We start from the raw sequence: 24,309 nt of genomic DNA on the forward strand, positions 1-24,309 counted from the left end.
CGGGGAGAGGCGAAAATCTCAATATCCATCCACACCGTTCAGCCGCTGCAAGCGCTGCTGCATCGCCTTCTTCAGGTCGTATCCCGGCCGGCCGAAATCGGCATTGCGGCGCGCGATGAACTCGACCTGCTCGCGCTGGAGCGCTTTGGCCTCGGCCGCATTGCGCGCCTCCCGGATCGCACGGGCATTGGAGGCAAAGACCTCGCGATCGAGATCGGCGAGCTCGCGATTGCCGCAGATCGCCCGTTCCACCGCCCGACGCGCTCGCCCGCAATTGAAGCTGGGCTTGCCGGCGACCGCCATCTGCGCGCCGATCCGCTCGATCTCGCGCGCCATCGCCTTGTGATTGGCTTTGGCCTTCTCGTGGTTCGGATCGATCCTGAGCGCTGCGCCGAAATCCTGCACCGCCTTCGGCTTGTCACCCTTCTTCAGCCAGAGTTCGCCGCGCGCATTGAAGACGTCGGGAAGGCCGGGATCGAGCAGAAGAGCACGGCTGTCGTCGGCGATGGCATGGTCCACCTGATTGTGCCGCGCATAGAGCGCACCGCGCGCGATCAGAGCCTTGATCAGATCGGCCTTCGTCGTCTTCTCGTTGTCGATCACTTCGGCGCAGGCAGTGGCGGCCTTGTCCATGTCATCGGCTGCGGCCGCGGCGAGGCAGGGCGCGACATCGACCTGCGTCACAGCCACCGGCTCGCCGCCGGTCGCGGCATCGGCCGGGGCGAACGATAGCGCATAGAGCAGTCCGGCGCCGATCAGCTGAATGAGAAAACGCATGCGTTGCAGTCGAAGCCTTGTCGTCGATGTTAAGCTCTTGCCTTGAAGCCGCACTATCCATCATACGGCCGGATTGGTGCTAGCTTGTGGCGCCGCTGAAATCGGCTTCGGGGATCATCGTGTCGACATTCGAATGGATCATTGTGTTGCTGCTCGGCGCGGTTGGCTTATCGGCGCTGGCGCGGCGGATCAAGGTGCCCTACCCGACCTTTCTCGCCATCGGCGGCGCGCTGATCGCCTTCGTGCCGTCGAGCCCGTCCTGGACGCTGGAGCCGGACCTCGCCCTTGCCCTTTTTGTCGCGCCGGTCCTGCTCGATGCCGCCTTCGACACGTCGCTGCGCGACCTTCGCAAGAACTGGGTTCCGGTCTCGACCCTGGTGGTGGCCGCGGTCGGCCTCACCACGGCCGCCGTGGCCTATGTCGCGCACCGGCTGATGCCCGACATGCCCTGGGCCGCCGCGGTCGCGCTCGGCGCCATCGTGGCGCCGCCGGATGCGGCCGCTGCGGTTGCGATCCTGAGCCAGGTCAAGCTGCCCCACCGCATGGTCAAGGTGCTGGAGGGCGAAAGCCTGCTCAACGATGCCAGCGCGCTGCTGATCTATCGCATCGCCGTCGGCGCGGTCGCCACCGAGCATCTGACCTGGAGCCAGGTCGCCCCGACCATGGCGCTGGCGCTGGTCGGCAGCGTCATCGCTGGTCTGGCCGCAGGCCGCATCATTCCGCTGTTCATGGAGCGGGTGACGGAGGCGCCGAGCGCCATCATCGTGCAGTTCGCCACCACCTTCATGGTCTGGATCGCCGCCGAGCATCTCGGTCTCTCCGGCATCCTCACCATCGTGGTCTACGCCATCACGGTCGCGCGCACCGCACCGGCGCGCATCCCGGCGCGGCTGCGGGTGCCGTCCTATGCGGTGTGGGAGACGACCGTGTTCGTGCTCAACGTGCTCGCCTTCATGCTGATCGGCATGCAGATGCGGCCGATCTGGACGCGGCTGGATGCGGACGTGCGCTGGGAATATTGCGTGGCCGCCGCCTGGATCCTGCTTACGGTGATCCTGGTACGCCTGTTCTGGGTGACGTTCTATCGCACGAGCCTGCGGGTGCTGATCGCGCAGGGGCTCTATCATCCCAAGGATCCGCAGCAGGTGGCCTCGCCCAAGGGCGGGCTCATCATCTCCTGGTGCGGCATGCGCGGCCTCGTCACGCTCGCCACCGCCTTTGCCCTGCCGGAAAACTTTCCCTATCGTGACTTCATCGTCTTCATCGCGTTTGCGGTGGTGCTGGGATCGCTGGTGATCCAGGGCCTGACGCTGCGGCCGCTGATCCTCGCTTTCAACCTCAAGGACGACGATCCCGTCGGCATCGAGGTCGCCCGCGGCCGCGCCGTGGCCTATCGCGCCGCGCTCGATGCGATCGAGAGCGATCCGTCGGAGGAGGCGGAAATCCTGCGGCTCGAATATCGCGCCATCCTGATGCAGGCCGAGACCGATCCCAACGGCGGCATCAGCAACGGCGAACTGCCCGCCGATCCCCTGCGCCGCCGCGCTATCGAGGCCGCGCGCAAGGCGATCTTCGACCTGCGCGCCACCGAGGTGATCGGCGACGATGCGTTTCATCGGCTCGAGGAGGAGCTCGATCGCGCAGAATTGAGCGCGGGCGGATGATGTCTCTCCGCTGTCGTCCCGACAAGAGTTTGGGCGCTCTGCAATGTGCGCCGAGTCACACACAGCATCCCGCAGCTTGAACCAAACCCCGCCTCTCCAGACTCACCCGTGATGACGACCCTGATTGACGACCGTCGTGTACGCGCGCGTGATGCGTCGCCTGCACGATATTTTTATCTCCACATGGCGCTCGCCTGCGCCGCCACTGCCTTTCTCGGCTTCGCACCGACCTATTGGGTGCCGCTCGCTCACCGGACATTGTCCGCAAGCCCGGTGATCCATTTTCACGGACTCTTGTTCTTCACCTGGTCGCTTTATTTCGTGCTCCAGACCTGGCTCGCGGCCTCCGGCCGCGTGGTCAATCACCGCTCGTTCGGCATCGTCGGCGTCTCGCTTGCGACCGCGATGGTCATTTCTGGCTTCTTCGCGTCCGTGACCTCGATGAAGAACGCCGCGGCGCTCGGACAGGCCGATGCAGGCATCGCCTTCTCGATCGTGCCGCTGAGCGGCATCACATTCTTTGCCGTGGTGTTCGCGCTCGCCATCATGAACACGCGCAGGCTCGAGGTTCACAAGCGCCTGATGCTGCTCGCGGCGGTCTCGATCCTCGACGCCGCGATCGCGCGCTGGTTCCTGACCTTCCTCGCACCATCAGGACCGTCCGGCCCGCCGCCGGTGCCCGTGACGATCGCGCCTGCTGTGGTCGCCTCCCTTCTGCTCGTCGTCGCCATGGTGCGCGACTGGCGCGCCGAGGGCCGCGTGCATCCGGTATACATCACGGGCACGCTCGCGCTTCTGGCGGTGAAGGTGCTCAACTGGCCGGTCAGCGAAACGGCGGCGTGGCACGCATTTGCCGGCGGCATCCTGGCGCTGGCGCAGTAGGCGACCTAGAACCGCGGCAAATCCGGGAACGCCAGCTTACCCGCGTGGACGTGCATGCGGCCGAGCTCGGCGCAACGGTGCAGGGTCGGAAATACTTTTCCGGGATTGAGCAGGCCCTGCGCGTCGAAGGCGCATTTCAGGCGCTGCTGCTGGTTGAGGTCGATCTCGCTGAACATGTCGGGCATGAGGTCGCGCTTCTCAATGCCGACGCCGTGCTCGCCGGTGAGCACGCCGCCGAACTCGACGCAGGCGCGCAGGATATCGGCGCCGAAGGCTTCGGCGCGCTCGATCTCGCCGGGCTTGTTGGCATCGTAGAGGATCAGGGGATGCAGATTGCCGTCGCCGGCGTGGAACACGTTGGCGCAGCCGAGCTGGTACTTTTCCGAGAGCTCGCGGATGCGCGCCAGCGCCTTCGGCAGCGCGCCGCGCGGGATGGTGCCGTCCATGCAGAGATAATCAGGCGAGATGCGGCCCACCGCGGGGAATGCGGCCTTGCGGCCGGCCCAGAACAGGTTGCGCTCGGCCTCGGAATTGGAGATCTGCAGCGTCACCGAGCCGCAGCCTCTCGCGATGGTCTCGACACGCGTGATCAGCTCGTCGACCTCGATCTTGGGCCCGTCGAGCTCGATGATGAGCAGTGCCTCGACATCGAGCGGGTAGCCGGCATGGACGAAGGCCTCCGCGGCGTGGATCGCGGGCTTGTCCATCATCTCCATGCCGCCGGGGATGATGCCGGCGCCGATGATGCGCGCCACGCATTCGCCGGCCGCCTCGACCTGCGCGAAGCCAACCATCAGCGCGCGCGCCGTCTCGGGCTTCTGCAGGATGCGCACCGTGATCTCCGTGATGACGCCGAGCAGGCCCTCGGAACCGGTGATGACGCCCATCAGGTCATAGCCGGGATTCTCGCAGCCCTTGCCGCCGATGCGCAGGATCTCGCCGCTCATCAGCACGATCTCGCAGCCGAGCACGTTGTTGGTGGTCATGCCGTATTTCAAGCAGTGCACGCCGCCGGAATTTTCCGCCACGTTGCCGCCGATCGAGCAGGCAATCTGCGAGGACGGATCGGGCGCGTAATAGAAGCCGGCATGGGCGACCGCCTGGCTGATTGCGAGGTTGGTGACGCCGGGCTCGGTGACGACGACGCGGTTGTCGAAATCGATCTCGCGGATGCGCTTGAACTTGCCGAGGCCGAGCAGCACGCCGTCCTCGAGCGGCAGCGCGCCGCCGGACAGCGAAGTGCCGGAGCCGCGCGGCACCACCTTGATGTTCTGCGCCGCACAATATTTCAGGACGAGCGAGACCTGCTCGGTCGTATTGGGCAGCACCACGACCATCGGCGGCTGCCGATAGGCGGTCAGCCCGTCGGATTCATAGGCCCGCATCTCGGCGAGGCTGTCGATCACGCCCTCGCCCGGCACGATTGCGCGCAAGGCGGCGACGATTTCGCTGCGACGCGCCAGCACGGCCTGGTCGCTTGCGGGCATCATGATGGCCATTTTAAGAAGCCTTCGTCCGACGGATGGAATTATCTCGGCAAATCAATCATGTCTTGCGGACTTTGGGTAGGTCCTCCGAAGGTCGCATTGCTTTGTTGCAGCGCAAGTTCTCTCTGGGGCAAGTCTGCTAGCAGGAAACCTGTCAGAGTTTCGCGGCTTGTCCACTTGCACCGGACCTGCCAAAACCACGACCCTCCATCTGACCCGGGAAGAGACGAAGAGCACACTTATGACAAAACTGACTTTCGGCGCGGTGACAATCCTCACCGTCATTGCCACCGCACCCGCCGCGATGGCGCAGGATGTCGCGGCCGGCAAGACATCGTTCAACAAGTGCCTGGCCTGCCACGCGATCGGCGAAGGCGCTAAGAACAAGGTTGGCCCGGAGCTCAACGGCCTCAACGGCCGCAAGTCGGGCGCGGTTGAGGGCTATAGCTACACGGACGCCAACAAGAATTCCGGCATCACCTGGGACGAGGCCACGTTCAAGGAATACATCAAGGATCCCAAGGCCAAGATCCCCGGCACCAAGATGGCGTTCGCCGGCATCAAGAACGAGACCGAGATCAACAATCTCTGGGCCTTCCTTGCCCAATACGACAAGGACGGGAAGATCAAGCAGTAAGCGCGCACGAGGCGGACGCTAGAGCTTCGGTTCTGATCGGATCGGCATCGAAGCTCTGGCTTTCTTGTTCTGACGCGTTTCTTCGCGCGAACCGGTTTCCACTTCGCTCGAAAAACGCTTTAGTCGGCGACCGCCTGCGCCGGGGCGATGTTTCCGATCATCGTCTCGATCTCCGCCTTCACGAGATCCGGCACGGCGTTCTGCACCATGTGGCCGAGATCGGGCAGCACGATCAGCTTTGCATTCGACACAGCCGCAGCGAACGGACGCGCGTGGATATTGGTTCTCACCGTCTTGTCGGGCTCGCCGGCGATGATCGTAACAGGCGCCGTGATCGCGCCATAGCTCGCGACTTGCGCGGCGACCGACTCCTTCAGCGTCACCAGATCATAAGCATTGGCGATGAACTCGCGCGGGCGCAGCAAGAGCGGCGTCGCGGAGTCCTGCACGAAACCATCCGGCATGGTCTGCGGCAGGAACACGTTGCGGGCCCCGGCTTCGGTGATGAAATAGCCGAGCGGCAGCGTGATGGTGTAGGCGAGCAGCGGGCCGATCACGGGCGTTGCGATGATCTCGTTGTAGCGCCCGACACCGCCGCGCCAGGGATGCGTGACGGGCGCGAGCATCACGAGACCTGCCACGCGGCGCGGGTGATCGAGCGCGATCCGCGCGCCGAGGGCGCCGCTCCAGGAATGCACCACGAAGACCGCGCGATCGATCCCGAGCTTGCCGAGCGCCTCGTCGATCATGCGCGCCTGAATCTGCGGCGTCGAATCCTGCCGGCTTGCGCGCGTGCTCCAGCCATGGCCGGGGCGGTCGATCAGAATCACGCGATGATCCCGGGCGAGGAGATCGCCGAGCGGCCGCCGCATCGCTTCGAGGTTGGAGCTCGCGCCGTGCAGCATCACGATCGGCGGGCCGGCCTCGCGCGGGCCGATCTCGACGACGTGAAGCGCGGCGCCCTCGACCTCGACCATGCGCCCCTGCGGCGGAAAGGCCCGCTGCACGGCGACGATTCCGGCCTGCGTGAGCAGCGCCAGCAGGACCAGCGCCGTCACGACTGACATCACGATCATGGAGAGAATCCGGGTGATCCTGGGCACGGGGCAGTTACGGGTCTGCTCGGCCGGCAGTTTCGCCGCCGGCGGTGCGCGCTTCCACCAAAAATGCTGGGGCTGTGGATATGTGCATAATTGCTGATCGAGAAAACTCAATGAAATCAGAGCCATTCTAAGCCGCACGCAAGCTTCGGACCAGCTTCATGCGGGCGTCATCGCAGCTTCCATATAATCGCCATGGTCGGTTCCGCCATCTAGGCGCGGGTGGGCGCCGATCCTCCCCGCAACATCAGGGGGATGCGGGAAAGACCGGCAGGATTGTCCTGGTTTGAACCGGAGAATTTCGATGAGCTTCAGATCGAACGATACTGCAATCGACGAAATCGTCGCGAGCTGCAACGGCGACCTGCGCGGTGCGGTGCGGGCGCTGCTCCTGATCAACGAGCATCTCGAGACCGAGCTGGCAAAGGCCTACGCCGCAGCCGCCGACCGCGGCCTGGTCGAGCGCGGCAGCAGCGTGCTGCATTAAGCACAGCCTAGTTCGCCCCCTCCTCCTGCTTTTCTTCCTCGGGCGTGACCGGGGGACAGACGCGAATCGTCGAGCGCGCAAGCTTGGCATCGGCCCTGGACTTGTAGGGACCGTCGCCGAACCAGATGTCGCCAATGATGACTGGATTGCTGGTCACGATGGCGCATTTGCCGGTGGCACGGTTGCCGACCACCCAGAACAGTCCGTCGGCGAAGCTCACCGTCCCCGACGCGAGCAGCAACGTCGCTGCGACCATCAAATGCTTCATGGCTTTCGCTCCTGCCATGCAGGTAGGCCTGCAACAGGCCTTGCAATAGTCCTTGCAACGTCCCGGCTCGGATCGTGGTTAATCCGCGGCGGCCGCGATCGCTCAAGATGTGATCGAGTTATAGCTAGATGTCGCGGCCTTCGACCTTTTCGGTCAGCGCCTTGACCTGGTCGGGGATCTTTTCCAGGTGCGGATTGACGGCGAGCGCCTTGCGGTAGGCCTCGAGCGCGCGCCTCTCGTCCCCGACCTCCTGCATGATCATGCCGAGGCCGGCGAGCGCGCCGAAATGGCGGGGCTCCCGGATCAGCACTTGCTGAATGTCCGCGAGCGAGCGGCCATAATCGTTCTGCATGTAATAGAGCGTCGCACGCCGGTTCCAGGCTTCGATGTAATCGGGCCTGAGCTTGATGATCGAATCCAGGAGCTTGATCGCGACGTCGATCTTCTTCGCATCGACGGCGGTCTTGGCGCGCGACATCAGGAGCGCGGCGGTGTCGCTCGGGGTCTGCAGCCAGATCGCCCAGATCCGCGCCTCGACATGCTTGGCGCTGGCCTCGTCGGGCGCCGCTTTCAGCGCGCCGAACAGGAAATCGAGATTCTTGCTGCGGTCGACCTTCGGCAGCTTTGACGGCGCCTCCGGCAGCTTCTTCTGCTTGCCGGGCGGCTCGACCTGCTGGGCCAGGGCCGCCGGCGCAAGGCCGGCGGTTCCCAGCACGAGGGCCAGACACAGGGTGCGCGCGAAACGGAATCTCACTGCCATGGTGGAAGTCTAAACGCGCAAAGCCGCCCTTGCAAAGCAAAGGCGGCGTCAAACTCGTGTGAGACCGTGATCTTGCGGGGCGCGCGAAGGCTCCCGGCGGGGCGTGATCAGCCGCTCAGATCAGCCTTGGCGCGCCTTGAAGCGGCGCTGCACCTTGTTGATCACATAGACCCGGCCCTTGCGGCGGACCAGGCGGTTGGCGCGATGGCGACCGCGCAGCGATTTCAGCGAGTTACGGACCTTCATGGCAGAATCCTGAACGTTCGAAAGGCCGTGTTCGGCACTACCGTTTCGGCACGCGCGAATGTGGCAAAATGAGATTTTTCCCGCTGGCGGACCGACCGCCCGGGACGGAGCGGTTCTTAAGGCATGGCGGGAGGTCATGTCAATGTTAACTGCCAGGCTCCCAACGAGCAAAACCGTGAAAACAACCCCATGCACAGTAGAAGCGGCCGGATCGGCCCGATCCGGCGCACTGGAGGTCAGGCTCGGCAAAGACTTTTGCCGCCTGCGCTTTCGCCGCCACCAGCGCCTTGCCAAACTCGTTATATCCTATAATCAATTCGGCAACCCGTCGGGAGGACACCCATGCCGAAGCTGAAGCTGCCTGATATCGACAAAGTCGTCGCCATCGACATCCACACCCATGCCGAGGAGCCCTGCGGCACCCATCCCGACGACGGCTATGACGATTTCCAGGCGCAGATGGCGGAGTATTTCAAGTCGCCGCATAAGCAACCGCCGACCGTGCCGGAGACCGCGGCCTATTACCGCTCCAAGAACATCGCTGCGGTGATCTTCCCGGTCGATGCAGAGCGCGAGACCGGCTTCCGCCGCTACAAGAACGAGGAGATGCTGGAGATCGCCTCCGAGCATCTCGACGTGCTCATCCCCTTCGTCTCGATCGACCCGCACAAGGGCAAGCTCGGGGCCCGCGAGGCGCGCAAGCTGATCGAGGAATACGGCGTACGCGGCTTCAAATTCCATCCGACCATGCAGGGCTTCTACGCCAACGACCGCATGGCCTATCCGCTCTACGAAGAGATCAACAATGGCGGCGCGATCGCGCTGTTCCACACCGGCCAGACCGGCGTCGGCTCCGGCATGCCCGGCGGCATGGGCATGCGGCTGAAATATTCCAACCCGATGTACATGGACGACGTCGCGGCCGATTTCCCCGACCTCAAGATCATCCTCGCCCATCCCTCCTTCCCCTGGCAGGAAGAGGCGCTCTCGGTCGCGACCCACAAGCCGAACGTCTACATCGACCTGTCGGGCTGGTCGCCAAAGTATTTCCCGCCGATCCTGGTGCGCTACATTAACTCGATTCTCCAGGACAAGATGCTGTTCGGCTCGGACTGGCCGGTGATCACGCCGGACCGCTGGCTGTCCGATTTCGCCAAGATCGAGATCCGCGACGAGATCCGGCCGAAGGTGCTGAAGGCGAACGCAAGGAAGCTGTTGGGGATCTAGACGATCCGCTTCCATGAAACCGGCATGCAACTAAGTTTGGCCACGGGGTACATCTCGGCTGGCGTAGCCTAGCGTATCCCTTCCATCTCTGGTCCGGATTCGGACGGCGCGTAGAGTACCTCGAACACGACGCGCGCCGCCTGCTCCGGATCCTCTGGGTGCGTCAGAGCGACCGACATCGTACCCACAGTTCTTTCAGGCTGGCGGCCGGGCCGCGGTCCACATCGACCTCACGACGTTGTGTGATTCCACCCGATTCAAGCTTGGGCGGCTCACCAGCGGCGTCGAAGTAGGTGGATGGGGCGCGTGATACTCCGGCGATCCAGGACGCAAAAGCAGGTTGGAGGGAAACTTTCGGGTACCCGGGTCGTTCGCTAAGACACGTTGAGCAGCGAATGCCATGTCTCGCCCCACCGTCCTGATCACCGGCAGCAGCGGCTTCCTCGGCCAGGCGATCGCGCGCGGCTTGATGGATCGTTACCAGGTCGTCGGCCTCGATGTCAGCCGCCCTAAGAAGCCGTTGTCCGGCATCGCGACAATTGAGATCGACCTCACCTCGGATGCAATCGTAGCGAAGGCGCTGGACCAGGTTCGTGCGCGAACAGGCCGTCGGATCGCCTCGGTCATTCACCTTGCCGCCTATTACGACACGACCGGCGAGGACAACCCGAGATACGATGCCGTCACCGTTCAGGGAACGCGCCGACTGCTGGCGGCCCTTCAGGCATTCGACACGGAGCAGTTCGTCTTCTCGAGCACGCTGCTCGTGCATGCTCCTAGCTCAGCAAAGGGAAGAAAGATCGATGAAGATTCGCCGATCGAACCAGCTTGGGCCTATCCGCAGTCAAAGGCGAAGACCGAGACCCTGATCCTGAACGAGCATGGCAACATCAAGGTCGCGATCCTGAGGCTTGCAGGTGTCTATGACGAGGATTGCCGTGCGGCATTCATCGCGCAGCAGATCGCCCGCATCTTCGAGCGCTTGCCGACCGCTTATCTCTTCACCGGCGACATCACCACTGGCCAGCCCTATCTCCACAAGAACGACCTCGTCGAGGCCGTGGTACGCGTGGTCGATCGACGCAATGATCTTGCTGATGAAACGACACTGCTCATTGGCGAAGAGGAAACGTCGACTTACGACGAGATGCAGAGGCGGATTGGCCAGCTTGTGCATGGGGAGAGATGGCGGACGATGTCCCTCCCGAAAGAGATGACGAAGCTCGGCACTTGGATGCAGGAGAAGGTTCTCGATCAGGATACCGACATCAAGTCGTGGATGATCGAGAATGCCGACGACCATTATGAGATCGATACTTCGCGAGCGAGGAGCCTCTTGGGGTGGAAACCCCGACACAGTCTGACCGCCACGCTGCCCGAAATGATCCGGCGGCTCAAGGTCGACCCGACGGACTGGTACGAGACGAACAAACTTCATCCTGCGACGGTCGCCGCTTCCAAACCTGAGCTCGACCAGGCCGCGGAGAGACTGCGGCAATCGCTGGAGCCTTCGAAAGATGAGGTTGAGGCCGAGACGGAACGGCATCGGGCGCGCACGCTCTGGGCGCCGCTGACCAATGCAGCGATTGGACTGTGGCTCGTCGCCTCGCCTGTCACGCTTGGTCTCTTCGATCCATCCGCGGCGCCAATTCCGCCGGCGCTGGGACATGAGATCGCTTCGCCCGAGATACGTGACGGCAGGCTCGGCGTCAGCGAGATCGTGTCCGGCGTTCTTGTCGTCGCGTTCGCACTCATCGGCATGCGTCGGCGCTGGCGCTGGTTGCAGTGGCTCACCGCTGCCGTCGGCATATGGGTCATGTTCGCACCTCTCGTGTTCTGGACCACGAGCGCTGGAGCCTACGCCACCGATACGCTTGCTGGCATGCTGATCGTGACGCTCGCGGTGATGGTTCCTCCAACACCGGGCATCAGCCGCCAAGCCCTCGCTGCCGACGATGATCGCCCCCTCGGCTGGACCTACTCGCCATCCACATTCAGCCAGCGCCTCCACATCATTGCTCTGGCCTTTGCCGGCCTGTTCGTCTCGCGTTATCTCGCCGCCTATCAACTCGGTCATATCGACGGGTTGTGGGATCCTTTCTTCGGCCCAGGTGATGCAGCGGTCGCCAATGGCAGCGAGGCGGTGGTGACCTCCTGGGTCTCGAAGGGCTTTCCGGTCGCCGATGCCGGGTTTGGCGCCTTCGCCTACGCGCTAGATGCCCTGGCAGGCGCGATCGGCGACCGTCGCCGCTGGCGCACAATGCCATGGATGGTGATTCTGTTCGGCCTACTGGTTATCCCGCTCGGGCTCGTGAGCGTCAGCTTCATCATTATCCAGCCCCCTTTGATCGGTGCACTGTGTACGCTCTGCATCATCCAGGCCGCGATCACGATAGTGCTCATCCCCTATTCGATAGATGAGGTACTGGCGAGCTGTCAGTATCTTTGGGGCGCGAAGCAGGCGGGCCAGCCGTTCTGGCGCACTTTCTGGCGCGGTGGCCCGGCGCTCTCCGAGAAGCAGGCGCCGACGCCCGATCTCGACCGCCCGTTATCGGCGGTGCTGCGCGACATAGTCACCGGCGGCGTCAATTTTCCCTGGACGCTGGTCGCGAGCTCTTTCCTTGGAATGCTGCTGATGATCACGCCGCTTGCCTTCGGCACGAGCCCGATCCTCTACTTCAGCGACCATATCACCGGCTGCCTTGTCATCCTCGTCGCCGTTACGGCGATGGCGGAGGTGGCGCGTGCCGCGCGGTTCGCCAACGTCGCGCTCGGAGCATGGGTGGCAATCTCCCCCTTTGTCCTCGACGGCGCCACGACAACGGCGACGATAGCCAACGTTGCAACCGGTGTCCTCCTCATCGGGCTGAGCCTGCCACGCGGCACCCGTAGCGCCGCCCATTACGGCGGATGGGACCACGCAATAGTATGATGCAACGGCGGGCTCTGCGTGGGCGCCACCGAAGATGATGCGGGGAGCTTTCTCATGACGCATCTGATCGGACCGCGAAGCGCAAGCTGCTGGGAATCTAGGCGTCCCTATCAATTGGCGGAGCCGCTTACAGCGACTCCGCCGCAGTCGTTCCGAGCCTCAAGCGCGCATCCCGATCGCTGGGCGAAACGGCGGATCGCCCATGGGCGATGGAATTGCAGCGTAATGATCGAAGCGCATCGTGTAAGTCGCCCGCCCCTGGCTCATCAAGCCTAGACTGTTCGTATAGCCAAGCATGGTCATGAGCGGCAGGATCGCGTCGATCGCGACAATGTCGTTCTCGACCTTCGTGACACCAACCTGCCCACGACGCAATCGCAAATCGTCGGCGATGGCTTCTGCAAAGGCTGCCGGTGTCACCACCTCGACCTTCATGATCGGTTCGAGCAGAACCGGCTTCGCCATGTTCAGGGCCTCGCGAAAGGCTGTTCTCGCAGCGACCTCGAAGGCAAGTACCGATGAGTCGATATCGTGATATTTGGCATCGATCAGCTCGACCCCGACATCGATCACCGGAAAGCCCGCAACGACGCCGCAAGCAAGGACGTCCTTCACACCTTTCTCGACGCCAGGGAGATACTTCCTCGGTAGCACGCTCTCGTCGATCTTGGACTCGAAGTGAAAGCCCTTCCCGGAATCGATGGGTCCAACACCGAGCTTGACCGCGGCAAAGTCGCCTTTGGGGCCGTAGATCTTCTTGTGCGTGTAAGTTACCTCTGCCCGTGTGGTTGGGCGCTCCAAAAATGCGACCTGCAAAGCGCCTACATTGACGGCGATCCCATCGGCCCGATTGAGCACGTCGATCTTGCCTGCGAGATGACTTTCGCTCACTCCCTTCAGCACAGTCTGACCCGACATGGGATCGAGCGACACCATGAACGAGTGATCCTCGGCGGCGAGCCTGGCGAGCGCCGTCACGAGCTTCTCATGCCCCGCCCGAGACGCCGCCTCGATGGCGACCTCGACCAGCAATGGTTGCCTAATGACATCATCCTTCATTGATGGGTCTCAAACCTGAGTTCCGAGGTCGCATTCTACTCTATCACAGAGCTCGTCATGCCCGGGCTCGTCCCGGGCATCCACGTTCTTTGTGCTGCGTGGAAAGGCGTGGATGGCCGGGACAAGCCCGGCCATGACGCTGTGGAGGCAGTCGGCGCCCATCGCGCTCAAGCTGCGTCAGACCTGCGCGAGGCCTCCATCGACAAAGACCTCGCCGCCGGTCATGTAGCTGCTATCCGAGGACGCCAGGAATGCGGCCACTGCCCCGGTCTCGCTGGGGTCAGCGACGCGCCCGATGGGCGTGGCGCTGCCGAGTGCATCGAAGGCTTCCTCGCCCACGACCTCCAGCGCCAGCTCCGTCTTGGTCGGCCCCGGCGACAGCACGTTGACGCGGATGCCCGTGCCGCGCAGGTCCAGCGCCCAGCTGCGCGCCAGATTGCGGATTGCGGCCTTGGTCGCGCTGTAGATGCTGAACTGCGGCGTCCCCATCACGCCCGTGCTCGAGCCGGTCAGGATGATCGACGATCCCCTCCGCATCAACGGCAGGGCTTTCTGCACGGTGAACACCAGCCCCTTCACGTTGACATCGAAGATCTGATGATAGTGCTCGGGCGTGATCTGGCCGAGCGGCGCAAACGCGCCGGTCCCGGCATTGGCGAACAGAATGTCGACATTGCCGCGTTCGGCTTTCACCGTCGCATACAGTCGGTCGAGGGCGGACAGATCGGTGACCGAACCCCTGACGGCACGCGCCGAGGACCCCAGCTGCGCGAGCGCAGCATCGAGCGGCTCCTGCCGTCGCCCGAACAGATAGACGAATGCGCCTTCATCGACGAACCGTTTGGCGGCTCCGAGCCCGATGCCCGTTCCGCCGCCCGTCACCACCGCCGTCTTGCCTTGTAGTCTGCTCATGATGTGCTCCTTCATTGAGGTTGCACTGAGCTGGCGGCGTACCCACCTATCGACAAGTATGCACCTTTTGGTAAGTGCCCAAAAAATGTCGTCAGATCGTTCAGACCTCATCTCCCCACCGGCGCAAGCCCAAGCAGACGTCCAACGTTGCACGCCGAATCTGCCCGGCTTCACCTGCGGCTTGGATGCGACCTTGCGGGTGGTCTCAGGCAAGTGGAAGCCGCTGATCCTGTACTTTGTCGCCCAGGACGGACCGACCCGTTACGGCGAGCTTCGGCGCGCCATACGCGACGTCAGCGACAAGGTGCTGATCCAGCAGCTCAAGGAGCTGGAGGCCGATGGCCTGGTGAAGCGGACCGACTACAAGGAGGTGCCGCCGCGGGTGGACTATAGCCTCACGCCTCTGGGCCAGAGCCTCGCCGAAGCGCTGGTGCCGCTCTGCACGTGGGGCACCGAGCACATGGCGGAGGTCAGCCGGGTGTTCGCAGAGCGGGCGACCTGGACGCGGCCAGGACGTCAGCCGACCGGCTAGCTCGCGCTACTCGTCGTCCGAAGTGTGCTCCGCCCCTGATAGCAGCGCGTTGCCGCAACTCGACTTGCGTCCGACTTGGGCCAAAAACGGACGAACGTCGCTTCTAATTGCTGTTTGCAGGGTGATGTTTCCTTAATGCCGTATGACTGATACTCGTGGACCATATGGAGGCGTTACTTAGGCGATGCGACTAGGACTACCAAGCCGCGCTGATGATCGCATCAAACGCCGCAGCAAGCTTCCTGAATGGATTGCTGCTGCATCGTCCGGCGACGTTGACGCTCAGTTGGCTCTCGCTTGGGAATATGCCCGAGGCGACGCCGTTGACCCGGATTTCGTGACAGCGTTGAGCTGGTTTGATCGGGCCGCTTCATCCGGTCAGGAGCGCGGTGTTTTGCATCGAGCCCGCTTCCTCCAGCTTCGCGGCGTACCGGAAGGGGTACGTGAACTTCGTAAGTTCGCTGCCAAAGGGGACTGGAAAGCGCAGTTTTGGCTTGGAACTCACTATCAGTCACAACATGGGCGCTTGAGCCAATTGAGAGCCGCTGTGTGGTACGGTCGATCCTTCAAAAGCGGAAATCTCGGCGGCAAGCTCGCCAAGCTGGCGCAGCTTAGAAGAATTGCGCGTCAACCCTTCAGAACGGTGTTTGCCGCCAAGGTCACTATTGAAGCCATTTCGACCTTCTTGCAAATGTTCAGACAAGATCAGCAGATCGAAGCCCTTGGCGTGCTCATGTATCGTCTAAAAAGCAGAACCCCGTGACTTGCAGACGTTCAGCCGCCGCCAATCAGACCCTGAAGCAAATGTCCGGTTTGGGTCACGCCCGGAAGAACTCAGGTCGAGCATATCGGGTCCGCTACACCCCGAGCAGCCGACATCCGACGGAGGTATCGCGTCGGCCCCTTCGGGCCAGGAGCAGTCGTATGACTTCCGAACCTGCAAGGCGCGTTAGGCGAAATTGATCAAATCTAGCAGGTAATGCGCGAGCGCCACCGGCCATAGCACACCCGACCGCCGCAGCATTAACATGAGGAAAAGGCCAACAGTAGCCGCAGAAAGGACATTACCAAGGCCGGCCCACCAATGAATTGCGCCGAACAAAACTGACGTCGTGAGAACGGCAAAAATGCCGTCACCCAGATAAGGCCGGAATGCTAGCCGGATGTATCGGCGAAATATGACTTCTTCGCTGATAGCTACCAAGGCTAAGCCAAAAAAAAGATCGAACGCTTTTAGCCATCCGGTCGGGTGCGGATATGCGCCGAGAACGGTTGTAGGGAATGCCGCATTGAGGAAAGATTGCGGCAACTGGACAAAGCGATCTAGCAAGCAAATTCCGACGATCCAAAGGACAATCTCAAAAAGTGAAATTTGACGTCCACCTGTTCGAAATGCAGCGATCCGAGCAGAAGGCACTGCCGCCAAAATGGTGAGAGCAGTGATCCGACCCACATAGTCCCAGAGAAGCCAACTTGCCGCTTGATGTTGATGCAGCCGCATAACTTGCGACGCAACTAGCGCTATAAGGGCGAGGACGAACCACCAAATCAACGGGCGCGTATCGGAGCGATTGCTCTCACGCTCTTTAGGCACGACGAAAGAGTGCTCTTCCATGCTCGATGAGATATTCGCTTTACGTTTTCACGGTGACGAATCCTTCGCTCCACGCGTCCTTGTCGATTTCCATCTCGCTGACTTGGAAATTATCGGGATAGTCGCGAAAGCCCTCAAAGCGCAGCTTGCGCAGTCTTGCTGCATCTGCTTCGGCCGCGCTGCTATAGACCCCGACGAGTTTATCTTCGGTATCATTCTCATCCAGAGCATCTTCGCGCGGATAGCTATGCCAGAGCAGGAAAACTGTGCGCATTTGTGTAAGGGCCATAACCGCGTGATTGCTTACGACAGTTCGTCCAACCACCGCTGAGCCAATTTCGGCTCACCCGGAGTGTTTGAAAGGCGAGAGCCCATCTGCAGGAACCGCTCGTGGAGCTGGAAGGGTTCAATGCCGCACTTGTGGCGCAGACGCTCGATTTTGGAGCCTAGTTCAAGGAGCTCCTCCCGTGCGGGGTCGCGCAAACCAACTCGTTCGTACGAGCCGAAGAGTCCCCACTGTCCCTTAGCGCACCCCTGTAGTGCCGACAGAAGCAACTCCCTGTACGAAGCTTCAAGGGCCGCGAGCTGTCGTTCATACGAGGGTCTCATCGGCTCGAATAGGTTCTTGGGTCAAAGAATGCAGCGAGAGCGGAGACGACAGCGACAACCGCCAAGAACAGGACCGTGGTAGGATCGATGAACAGATACAAGACTGCCAGTATTCCGGCGACGGTCAGAGCTGGTCCAATGAGCGCAGGGTGCGTCTTAAGCCAGTTGATCACACTGTGGCGGACCTGAGGGACGCAGGCCGTAGCCGCGAGGAGAGCGACAAGTACAACAAGCCATTTCGGCATGGGACGAAGCGCCTTATTTGCCCTACAACTACAATAGCTAAGCACGTCCGCATGAAAAATAGAGTTCAAATTATAGCGACTACCCGGCAATGTCTGTCTTGGGTCACAAGCTGCCGATCACACCTGCAGTGGCAGACGTCCGCTTTGCTCTGGTAAGCTGACGAATTATACGCACGCCCCAATCGGAGTTCCTGTGACCACAACCCCGGAAGGACAGCCGATGCCCATCAAAGCCATCGTCTTCGACGCCTATGGCACGCTCTATGACATCCAGTCGGTCGCTGACGTCACTGAGGATGCGTTTCCCGGCTACGGCGAGATCATCACGCAGGTCTGGCGCATCAAGCAGCTTGAATACACCTGGCTGCGCTCGCTGATGCAAGCTTACCAGGATTTTGACGCGGTCACGCGCGACTCGCTCGCCTATACGCTGCGCGTGCTCGGGCTCGCCTATGAGAGCGAGGCATTCGAGCGCGTCATCGAGAAATATCTGCATCTCGATCTCTATCCGGATGTGGCCGAAACGCTCGCGGCCCTGAGACCGCGCAGGCTCGCCATCCTCTCCAACGGCAGCCCGGACATGCTCAATGCGCTGGTACGCAATTCCGGGCTCGACCGCCTGCTCGATGCCACCATCAGCGTCGACGCGAAAAAGATCTTCAAGCCGAGCCCACAGGCCTATGAGCTGATCGGCGAGGTGCTCGGCACCGCGCCTGATGAGGGTCTGTTCGTCTCCTCCAATCCCTGGGACGCCGCCGGGGCAAAATCGTTCGGACTGAAGGTTGCCTGGATCGAGCGGGTGACGCCCGAAGCGATGGCGCTGGCTTGCGTCGAGAACGAACTCGTGGCACCGCTCACCATGTTCAAGGCGATCCGCACCCAGATGGACGAGCTCGGCTTTGCGCCGGATCATCGCGTCCGCGCCCTCTCCGAGCTGCCGGGAATCGCTTAGGGGTCGTCGCCCGCCTGTAAGATTGGAATGAGCTGCCCGGAATGAGCCTGGAATCCGTTCGCGCCTTCTTCGCCGAGAAAGCCCCCGACATCTCCGTCATTGAATCCCCGATCAGCTCCGCGACCGTGGCGCTGGCGGCCGAGGCCTATGGCGTCGAGCCGGGAATGATCGCCAAGACGCTGAGCTTGCGGATCGGCGAGCGCGTGATCCTGATCGTCGCGGCCGGCACCTCGCGCATGGACAACAAGAAGGTCAAGGCGCAGTTCGGCGGCAAGCCGAAGATGCTGGGTCTGGAGGAAGTCGCCGACATCACCGGACACGAGGTCGGCGGCGTCTGCCCGTTCGGCCTGAAGTCGCCGCTGCCGATCTATTGCGACATCTCGCTGAAGGCATTCGACGTCGTCGTGCCGGCTGCCGGCTCGACCCATAGCGCGGTGCGCATCACACCGGAGCGGATGGCCGAGCTGACCGCGGCTGAATGGGTCGACGTCTGCGAGCACAGGCCCTGAGCGGCGCTATTCGTCCTCGTCGTAAGGCCGCTGTGGAGGCGGCGGAGCAATGTAGCGTGGTGGCGGTGCGGCCCGGCCGCGCGGAACCTGTTGCTGCGGCGGCATCTGGTTGCTGGACTGGAACACCGCACGGCAGCCGCTCGAGAGCTGTGGCGTATTCTGCTGCAAGCAGGCCACGATGCGGTTCACGTCGGGAATCTGATCGCTGCACAGGCGCCACACATCAGGTGTGCAGGCCATCTGCTGTTCCATCGTGCCGCGGTATTCCTGCGCGGATGCAGCGCTGTGCGCCATGATGCCGCCGACCGCAAGCGCCACACCTAGCGCGATCCGCTCTGTTCGCATGTCCAGATCCTTCCCAAGTCTCTCGAATTCTCTTCAATCAATGAGACGCGAGCTTGTTCTGGACCAACAACAAAATGTGAAAAGCGCGACTGGAACCATGGCAGCTCCCGCTGACGCCTTGGTCCGTGGCGCCCCAGCAACAGGGCAGAAGCAAACCGGCCTCTTGCGCCTTTCGCCATAAGGCATTTCGCCTGACGCCAAGAATCATGACGGCGCTCCCGCTAGCAATGGGCTGCAATGAGGGGAATGTCGATGCCGACTGCAAGACCGGTCTGTGCGCAAAACGTCGCCACGGCCGCAATCTTTCGCCGCAAGCTACTGGTCACCACCGCGCTGGCGCCTCTCGTGCTTGCCTTCCCGGTCCTGACGTCCAGCCCGGCGCGCGCCGCCTGCACCGTGGCAGGCACCGGCACGATCGGCGCGCTCAATTCGAGTGATGTCGCAACCTGCACCGGCCTCGGCAACACCGATCACATCAACGCCACCGGCGGCACCAACGTCACCGTCAATGTCGGCGACGGCACCACGACATCGCTGCTGCCCGGCGCCGGCATACCTGCGATCGTTTTCGACGCCACCATCGCCTCGCATGTCACCGTCAACAATCAGGCGACAGTCTCGACCTCCAGCGGAGCGGTCCTGCTCTCCAACGGATCGACCCACAACAATGTGACGATCGCCGCCGGTGCGATCGCGGAGGGTACGGGCAACGCCGAAGCAGCCATCGTCATCGACAATTCGAACGACAATCTCCTCAATATTCGCGGGACGGCCGTCGGCACCGGAGGAAACACGACGGGACTGCGGATCAGCGGGACGTCGAGCGGCAATGTCGTCCTCGTCTATGACAGCGGATCGATCGGCGGCGGCCATACCGGCGTGCAATTCATCGTCGGCGGCAATTCGCTCGTCAATGGCGGCACGATCTCCGGCGGGTTCTTCCTCGCCATCCAGGGCTCTTCCGGCAGCGACACCATCTTCAACGCCGGCACCATCTCGGGCGGCGGCAGCGGAGCGATCGAGCTGAATGGCGGCGATGATCAGCTCGGCCTCGCGCCGGGCGCGACGATCGCCGGGAATGTCCGCGGCGGGAGCGGTACCGATATGCTGAACTTCGGCAGCATTGGCAGCGCCACGTTCGACCTCGGCAATCTCGGCCCCGGCCTGCAATATGACGAGTTCGAGCAACTGAAGAAGAACGGCAACTCCGTCTGGACGCTGACCGGCACCACCGCCTTCAACGGCGCGACGACAGTGGACGCGGGCGGGCTGATCGTGAACGGCACATTGCCCTCGGTCGTCACGATCAATGGCGGCTATCTCGGCGGCACCGGCACCGTCGGCGGAATCGTCGTCAACAATGGCGGCATGGTCGCGCCCGGCAATTCGATCGGGACGCTCAACGTCAACGGCAACGTCGCCTTCAATGCCGGCTCGACCTTTCAGGTCGAGATCAACCCCGGCGGCCAGTCCGACAGGATCGCAGCGACCGGGACCGCCACGCTCAACGGCGGTACGGTGCAGATCGTGCCGCTTGGCGCAGGCTTTATCGCCAACACGCAATACACCATCCTCACGGCGGCGGGCGGCGTCAGCGGCACGTTCGCCGCGCTCACGAGCTCTGGCAGCCCGCTAGTCACGGGGCAGCTCAGCTATGACGCCAACAACGTCTACTTCCTGCTGCAGCAGATCGGCGGCTTCGGAACGTTGTCGGGGCTGACGCCGAACCAGGCTGCGGTGGCCGGCGCACTCGACCAGGCACAGCTCGGCGGCGCATCGGGACCGCTGGCCACTGCGATCAACACACTCGCCGCGCTCAATACGCCAGGCATCAAGGCCGGCCTCGACGACCTGGCCGGTCAAATCCACGCCGATGGACGCCGCTTCGTTGCGGATCAGGCCGACATGTTCCAGAGCTTCATGTGGAATGCCGGGACGCAGTCGCGCGGCGAGACCGTTCGGATGACCGCGTCCGCCTACGCGCCGGAGCCCAGGGACCCGATCGGCAAGGCGCTGAACCGCCGCCGCGCGGCGCCGATGCAGAGCGTCTGGTTTGGCGGCTATGGCAATTGGGACAAGGTGGCCGCGAGCGACATTGCCTTCGGAACCAACACGACCATCGCCGGCGCCGCGCTCGGTGCCGACCTCTGGCACATGCCGGGCTTTACGGCTGGCCTCGCGGTCGGCGCATCGACCGGCCAACTGCGAATGACCGGCCGCGCCGACCGTATCGAGGCCAATGCCGGGCATGCCGGCGTCTACGCGCGCGGCGAAGCCGGCGGCTTCAATCTCGCATCGGCGATCAGCTATTCCTTTGCGGCGCTCGACTCCTCGCGCACGATCGCGTTCCTCGGCGAGACGGCAACTGCCGCCTCGCGCGCAAACACCTTTGCCGCTTCGCTGGGCATCTCGCGGCCGTTCCAGACAGGATGGGGTCTTGTCGCCGAGCCCTTTGCCAAGGCTGATTGGTACGCGACACACCAGGGCAGTCTTTCAGAGGCCGGTGCGCCGGGGGTCAATCAGCTGGTGCGAGGCGGCAGTTTCGACCTCGGCTATGGCACGGTCGGCTTGCGCGGCAGTCACCGCATGATGATGCCGAATGGCCACGCGGCACAGTTCGGCGCGACCATTGCCGTTCGTCATGAGTTTACCGGCAGCGCGGCAACCACGACGGCGGCGCTGGAAGGCGCACCCGGCATTCCGTTCGCGATCACCGGCGTCGAGCGCGCGCGCACGGTGGCGCTTGCCGGCGCCGAAATCCGGTGGGACCTGACGACCGCGACATCGTTCAAGGCCTCGTACGAGGGCGCGTTCGCGCCGGGATACGACCGTCACACGCTGCGCGGCCTGGTCCGCAGCGAATTCTGAACGGCCCTACTCCACCTTGCCGATCTTCTTCACCGCCGCGATCAGCCGCTTGCTGTCGGTCGCGACGAACTCAGAGAAGGCCGGCGCGTCCTGATAGGCGACGAGGCTGCCCGAGGTCTCGAACGCCTTAAGCACGTCAGGACTCGTCATCACCTGTGCCATTGCGTCGCGCAGGCGGGTCGCGATCGGCGCAGGAAGAGCGCTCTGCGCGAACAGCCCGGCCCAGATGTAAAACTCGACATCCTTGTAGCCGAGCTCCTGGAACGTTGGCAGGTCAGGGAAGCTCGCGATGCGCTGCGCGCCGCAATTGCCGAGCACGCGCAGCCTGCCGTCGTCGACCTGCGGCTTCAGCGTGCCGGGTGCGGCGGCCATCGCCTGCACGGTGCCGCCGAGGATCGCAGTCAGCGCAGGACCTGCGCCGCGGAACGGCACGTGCAGCAGCTTGATGCCGGCGCTGCTCGCGAACATCTCCATGGCCACATGCAGCGTGCCGTACGGCCCGGACGAGCCATAGGCGATCTGGCCCGGCCGCTTCTTCGCATCCTCGACGAAATCCTGCGCGGTTCTCCAGGGCGCCGAGGCCGGCACCGCGAGCAGCGTGGGATCGGCGAGCACGCGCGCGATCGGCATGAACTGCGAGACCTCGTAGGCGACGGGTCGGTCGAACAGCCGGTCGGCCTCAGGGAGCACCGCGAGCGAGGACAGCGTCATCAGCAGCGTGTAACCGTCGGGCTCGGCACGCGCGGCCGCGGCATTGCCGACCGATCCGCCGCCGCCTCCCGCCCGGTTGTCGACGATCACGGGTTTGCCGAGAATTCGCTCCAACGCCGTCGCGACCGGTCGCGCAGCGAGATCGGCCTGTCCGCCGGCCGGGAACGGAACGATCATGGTGATGTTGCGCGAGGGGTAAAGAGCTTGGGCAAAGCTTGATCGAGAGCAAGCCGCCTGTGCGAGGGGCAGCACGGCAGCGGCCTTCAGAAGTTCGCGGCGGTTCATTGGTGGGTACCTCCCCGATTGTTTTCGTGATTGGGAGGCAGCCTAACCGGAATGGATTGTGTTGCGATAGCCGTGCGCTTGCACCCTCCCCGGCGGGGCCTGGAGGGGGCGGCCGGTTGGCCGCATCTCCCCAACTACTGCGACTGCAACAGGGTGGGCAGGCTCTTGTCGAGGACGTTGCCGAGCAGTTGCCGCGTCGACGCGCGCATCACTGGATTGTTGGCGGCTTCCGGCGGTTCTGGCCACTGCGCCCAATCGATACGCAGGGTCGGCGGCCCGGTCATAAAGTTGCTTCCGCTGATCGAGCCTTCGCCGCTCTTCAGAATATCGAAGCTTTGCCCGTCATGAACGTAGATCCGTATGACCGCGTAGATGTCGGCGGTGTCGTACAGCGGGCTGACCTTCATGACACCGATGCCGAAGAATCCACCCTGGCGTATTCCCTTGATCACGACGACATAGCGTTTGCATCCGGCCTGACCGGCAACTTGGCGGACGATGGCGCCGGCCTTGTCGCTGCGAACGAACATGCCAAGCCCGGGATCGTAGGAACTGAATGCGGATCTATCGGCAGCGATCCTGCGGACGACAAAACCAGAGCCGACCGCGGCCCTCACACGTTCGACAACGAGGTCATCGAGCCCGAAACCGTCGACCGGAACCTCCTTGTTCTCGTTGCCGAACACGGTCACGCCGATCTTCTTCACGATGAAGCGATCGCCCAGCAGCGATATCACGCCGACGCACGGTCCTGCAGCTTGCGGCGTGGACTGCGAAGCAGGTGCCGGCTTGGGAGGCGCGTTCTTTGCCGGCTTGGCAACCGTCGCCGGCTGGTTGGTTTGCGCCTGCGCGGGGCCGGCCAGGTACAGTGCGAAGAGGAAGAGGCAAATAAGACGAAGCATCATGTAGCGGTCGTCGGGTTGTTGAGAAACGGGAAGCAGGAAACAGAACGCGGCGCGGGTATAGACAACAAAGTTCATGACCGCAACGCGAGGGCCCTAGCGTTTCTTCAACTTGGCAAACTGCCTGGGCAAAAACTCCGTCAGCGGCAATGCCGCAGCCGCACGCAAGAGACCGCGTCGATCCATGATTTGCCCTCGCCTGATTTTCTTGTTTCGCTGCCAGGCTAACGCGCCAGGCGGCAAGAACAAGACGTTTACGAAGCGTTAGCCATATCGGGCTCCTTCAGGAACGCATGTCCGGGCCCGCTGTTGCCTTCCC

Annotated in this window: 24 protein-coding genes; 11 read left to right on the forward strand and 13 right to left on the reverse strand. The window is 63.0% G+C overall.

Going from position 1 to position 24,309, the window contains the following annotated elements:
• Positions 1-18: 18 nt before the first annotated feature.
• Positions 19-777, reverse strand: a complete 759-nt coding sequence (locus I6F31_RS08540) for a tetratricopeptide repeat protein (protein WP_225185253.1) — start codon at positions 775-777, stop codon at positions 19-21.
• A gap of 86 nt (positions 778-863) precedes the next feature.
• On the opposite strand from I6F31_RS08540, the gene I6F31_RS08545 reads away from it, so the two are divergent.
• Both I6F31_RS08545 and I6F31_RS08550 read left to right on the forward strand, forming a co-directional pair.
• A complete protein-coding gene (locus I6F31_RS08545) occupies positions 864-2,441 on the forward strand; it encodes a sodium:proton antiporter (protein ID WP_085968676.1) in 1,578 nt (525 codons plus the stop codon).
• 111 nt (positions 2,442-2,552) lie between these two features.
• Positions 2,553-3,323, forward strand: coding sequence for a hypothetical protein (locus tag I6F31_RS08550; RefSeq protein WP_225140929.1), 771 nt, complete (start codon positions 2,553-2,555; stop codon positions 3,321-3,323).
• A gap of 5 nt (positions 3,324-3,328) precedes the next feature.
• Here the strand turns inward: I6F31_RS08550 and I6F31_RS08555 are convergent, their stop codons facing one another.
• Positions 3,329-4,822 (reverse strand): FAD-linked oxidase C-terminal domain-containing protein, encoded by a 1,494-nt coding sequence (locus tag I6F31_RS08555; protein ID WP_225185254.1) that lies wholly within the window; start codon positions 4,820-4,822, stop codon positions 3,329-3,331.
• A 229-nt stretch (positions 4,823-5,051) separates the two neighbouring features.
• Here I6F31_RS08555 and cycA point away from each other — a divergent pair, with 229 nt between their 5' ends.
• Positions 5,052-5,447, forward strand: coding sequence for a cytochrome c-550 CycA (cycA, locus tag I6F31_RS08560; protein WP_035997470.1), 396 nt, complete (start codon positions 5,052-5,054; stop codon positions 5,445-5,447).
• 119 nt (positions 5,448-5,566) lie between these two features.
• On the opposite strand, the gene I6F31_RS08565 is transcribed toward cycA, so the two are convergent.
• Positions 5,567-6,523: an alpha/beta hydrolase gene (locus I6F31_RS08565; protein WP_225185255.1), complete on the reverse strand. Its 957-nt coding sequence runs from the start codon at positions 6,521-6,523 to the stop codon at positions 5,567-5,569.
• 328 nt (positions 6,524-6,851) lie between these two features.
• Between I6F31_RS08565 and I6F31_RS08570 the strand changes: the two genes are divergently transcribed.
• Positions 6,852-7,034 carry a hypothetical protein gene (locus I6F31_RS08570; RefSeq protein WP_028180446.1) on the forward strand — a complete coding sequence of 61 codons (183 nt, stop codon included), beginning with the start codon at positions 6,852-6,854 and terminating at the stop codon, positions 7,032-7,034.
• Between the two features lie 7 nt (positions 7,035-7,041).
• Here I6F31_RS08570 and I6F31_RS08575 read toward each other — a convergent pair whose 3' ends face one another.
• The 3 genes from I6F31_RS08575 to ykgO form a co-directional block, all read right to left on the reverse strand.
• A complete protein-coding gene (locus tag I6F31_RS08575; RefSeq protein WP_035997474.1) occupies positions 7,042-7,302 on the reverse strand; it encodes a hypothetical protein in 261 nt (86 codons plus the stop codon).
• Positions 7,303-7,426: 124 nt separating this feature from the next.
• A complete protein-coding gene (locus I6F31_RS08580; protein WP_057028269.1) occupies positions 7,427-8,062 on the reverse strand; it encodes a tetratricopeptide repeat protein in 636 nt (211 codons plus the stop codon).
• Positions 8,063-8,182: 120 nt separating this feature from the next.
• Positions 8,183-8,308 (reverse strand): type B 50S ribosomal protein L36, encoded by a 126-nt coding sequence (gene ykgO, locus I6F31_RS08585; RefSeq protein ID WP_006611362.1) that lies wholly within the window; start codon positions 8,306-8,308, stop codon positions 8,183-8,185.
• 342 nt (positions 8,309-8,650) lie between these two features.
• On the opposite strand from ykgO, the gene I6F31_RS08590 reads away from it, so the two are divergent.
• Complete coding sequence (locus I6F31_RS08590; protein ID WP_225185256.1) at positions 8,651-9,535, forward strand: amidohydrolase family protein; 885 nt, start codon at positions 8,651-8,653, stop codon at positions 9,533-9,535.
• A gap of 400 nt (positions 9,536-9,935) precedes the next feature.
• Positions 9,936-12,467: an NAD-dependent epimerase/dehydratase family protein gene (locus I6F31_RS08595; RefSeq protein ID WP_225185257.1), complete on the forward strand. Its 2,532-nt coding sequence runs from the start codon at positions 9,936-9,938 to the stop codon at positions 12,465-12,467.
• Between the two features lie 159 nt (positions 12,468-12,626).
• On the opposite strand, the gene I6F31_RS08600 is transcribed toward I6F31_RS08595, so the two are convergent.
• Positions 12,627-13,526 (reverse strand): hypothetical protein, encoded by a 900-nt coding sequence (locus tag I6F31_RS08600; RefSeq protein WP_225183046.1) that lies wholly within the window; start codon positions 13,524-13,526, stop codon positions 12,627-12,629.
• A gap of 177 nt (positions 13,527-13,703) precedes the next feature.
• On the reverse strand, positions 13,704-14,438 hold the full coding sequence (locus tag I6F31_RS08605) for an SDR family oxidoreductase (RefSeq protein WP_225185258.1): 735 nt from the start codon (positions 14,436-14,438) through the stop codon (positions 13,704-13,706).
• A gap of 160 nt (positions 14,439-14,598) precedes the next feature.
• Here I6F31_RS08605 and I6F31_RS08610 point away from each other — a divergent pair, with 160 nt between their 5' ends.
• Positions 14,599-14,970, forward strand: a complete 372-nt coding sequence (locus tag I6F31_RS08610) for a helix-turn-helix domain-containing protein (RefSeq protein WP_036021178.1) — start codon at positions 14,599-14,601, stop codon at positions 14,968-14,970.
• A gap of 184 nt (positions 14,971-15,154) precedes the next feature.
• Positions 15,155-15,733, forward strand: a complete 579-nt coding sequence (locus tag I6F31_RS08615; RefSeq protein ID WP_225185259.1) for a hypothetical protein — start codon at positions 15,155-15,157, stop codon at positions 15,731-15,733.
• A 186-nt stretch (positions 15,734-15,919) separates the two neighbouring features.
• On the opposite strand, the gene I6F31_RS08620 is transcribed toward I6F31_RS08615, so the two are convergent.
• Together I6F31_RS08620 and I6F31_RS08625 are read right to left on the reverse strand one after the other, a co-directional pair.
• Positions 15,920-16,585 (reverse strand): CPBP family intramembrane glutamic endopeptidase, encoded by a 666-nt coding sequence (locus I6F31_RS08620; protein ID WP_225185260.1) that lies wholly within the window; start codon positions 16,583-16,585, stop codon positions 15,920-15,922.
• Positions 16,586-16,604: 19 nt separating this feature from the next.
• Positions 16,605-16,838: a hypothetical protein gene (locus tag I6F31_RS08625; protein WP_036045391.1), complete on the reverse strand. Its 234-nt coding sequence runs from the start codon at positions 16,836-16,838 to the stop codon at positions 16,605-16,607.
• A gap of 800 nt (positions 16,839-17,638) precedes the next feature.
• Here I6F31_RS08625 and I6F31_RS08630 point away from each other — a divergent pair.
• Both I6F31_RS08630 and I6F31_RS08635 read left to right on the forward strand, forming a co-directional pair.
• Complete coding sequence (locus tag I6F31_RS08630; RefSeq protein WP_225185261.1) at positions 17,639-18,370, forward strand: haloacid dehalogenase type II; 732 nt, start codon at positions 17,639-17,641, stop codon at positions 18,368-18,370.
• 41 nt (positions 18,371-18,411) lie between these two features.
• Positions 18,412-18,879: a YbaK/EbsC family protein gene (locus I6F31_RS08635; protein ID WP_035997420.1), complete on the forward strand. Its 468-nt coding sequence runs from the start codon at positions 18,412-18,414 to the stop codon at positions 18,877-18,879.
• Positions 18,880-18,885: 6 nt separating this feature from the next.
• On the opposite strand, the gene I6F31_RS08640 is transcribed toward I6F31_RS08635, so the two are convergent.
• Positions 18,886-19,224 (reverse strand): hypothetical protein, encoded by a 339-nt coding sequence (locus I6F31_RS08640; RefSeq protein WP_035997417.1) that lies wholly within the window; start codon positions 19,222-19,224, stop codon positions 18,886-18,888.
• Between the two features lie 252 nt (positions 19,225-19,476).
• Here I6F31_RS08640 and I6F31_RS08645 point away from each other — a divergent pair, with 252 nt between their 5' ends.
• On the forward strand, positions 19,477-22,092 hold the full coding sequence (locus I6F31_RS08645; RefSeq protein ID WP_225185262.1) for an autotransporter outer membrane beta-barrel domain-containing protein: 2,616 nt from the start codon (positions 19,477-19,479) through the stop codon (positions 22,090-22,092).
• A 6-nt stretch (positions 22,093-22,098) separates the two neighbouring features.
• Here I6F31_RS08645 and I6F31_RS08650 read toward each other — a convergent pair whose 3' ends face one another.
• The gene (locus I6F31_RS08650) at positions 22,099-23,088 is read right to left on the reverse strand and encodes a tripartite tricarboxylate transporter substrate binding protein (protein WP_225185263.1); all 990 of its coding nucleotides are present in this window, start codon (positions 23,086-23,088) and stop codon (positions 22,099-22,101) included.
• 134 nt (positions 23,089-23,222) lie between these two features.
• A complete protein-coding gene (locus I6F31_RS08655; protein ID WP_225185264.1) occupies positions 23,223-24,068 on the reverse strand; it encodes a hypothetical protein in 846 nt (281 codons plus the stop codon).
• Between the last annotated feature and the right edge of the window lie 241 nt (positions 24,069-24,309).

The organism is Bradyrhizobium sp. NBAIM01 (assembly GCF_020194115.1).
Classification (GTDB): domain Bacteria; phylum Pseudomonadota; class Alphaproteobacteria; order Rhizobiales; family Xanthobacteraceae; genus Bradyrhizobium; species Bradyrhizobium yuanmingense.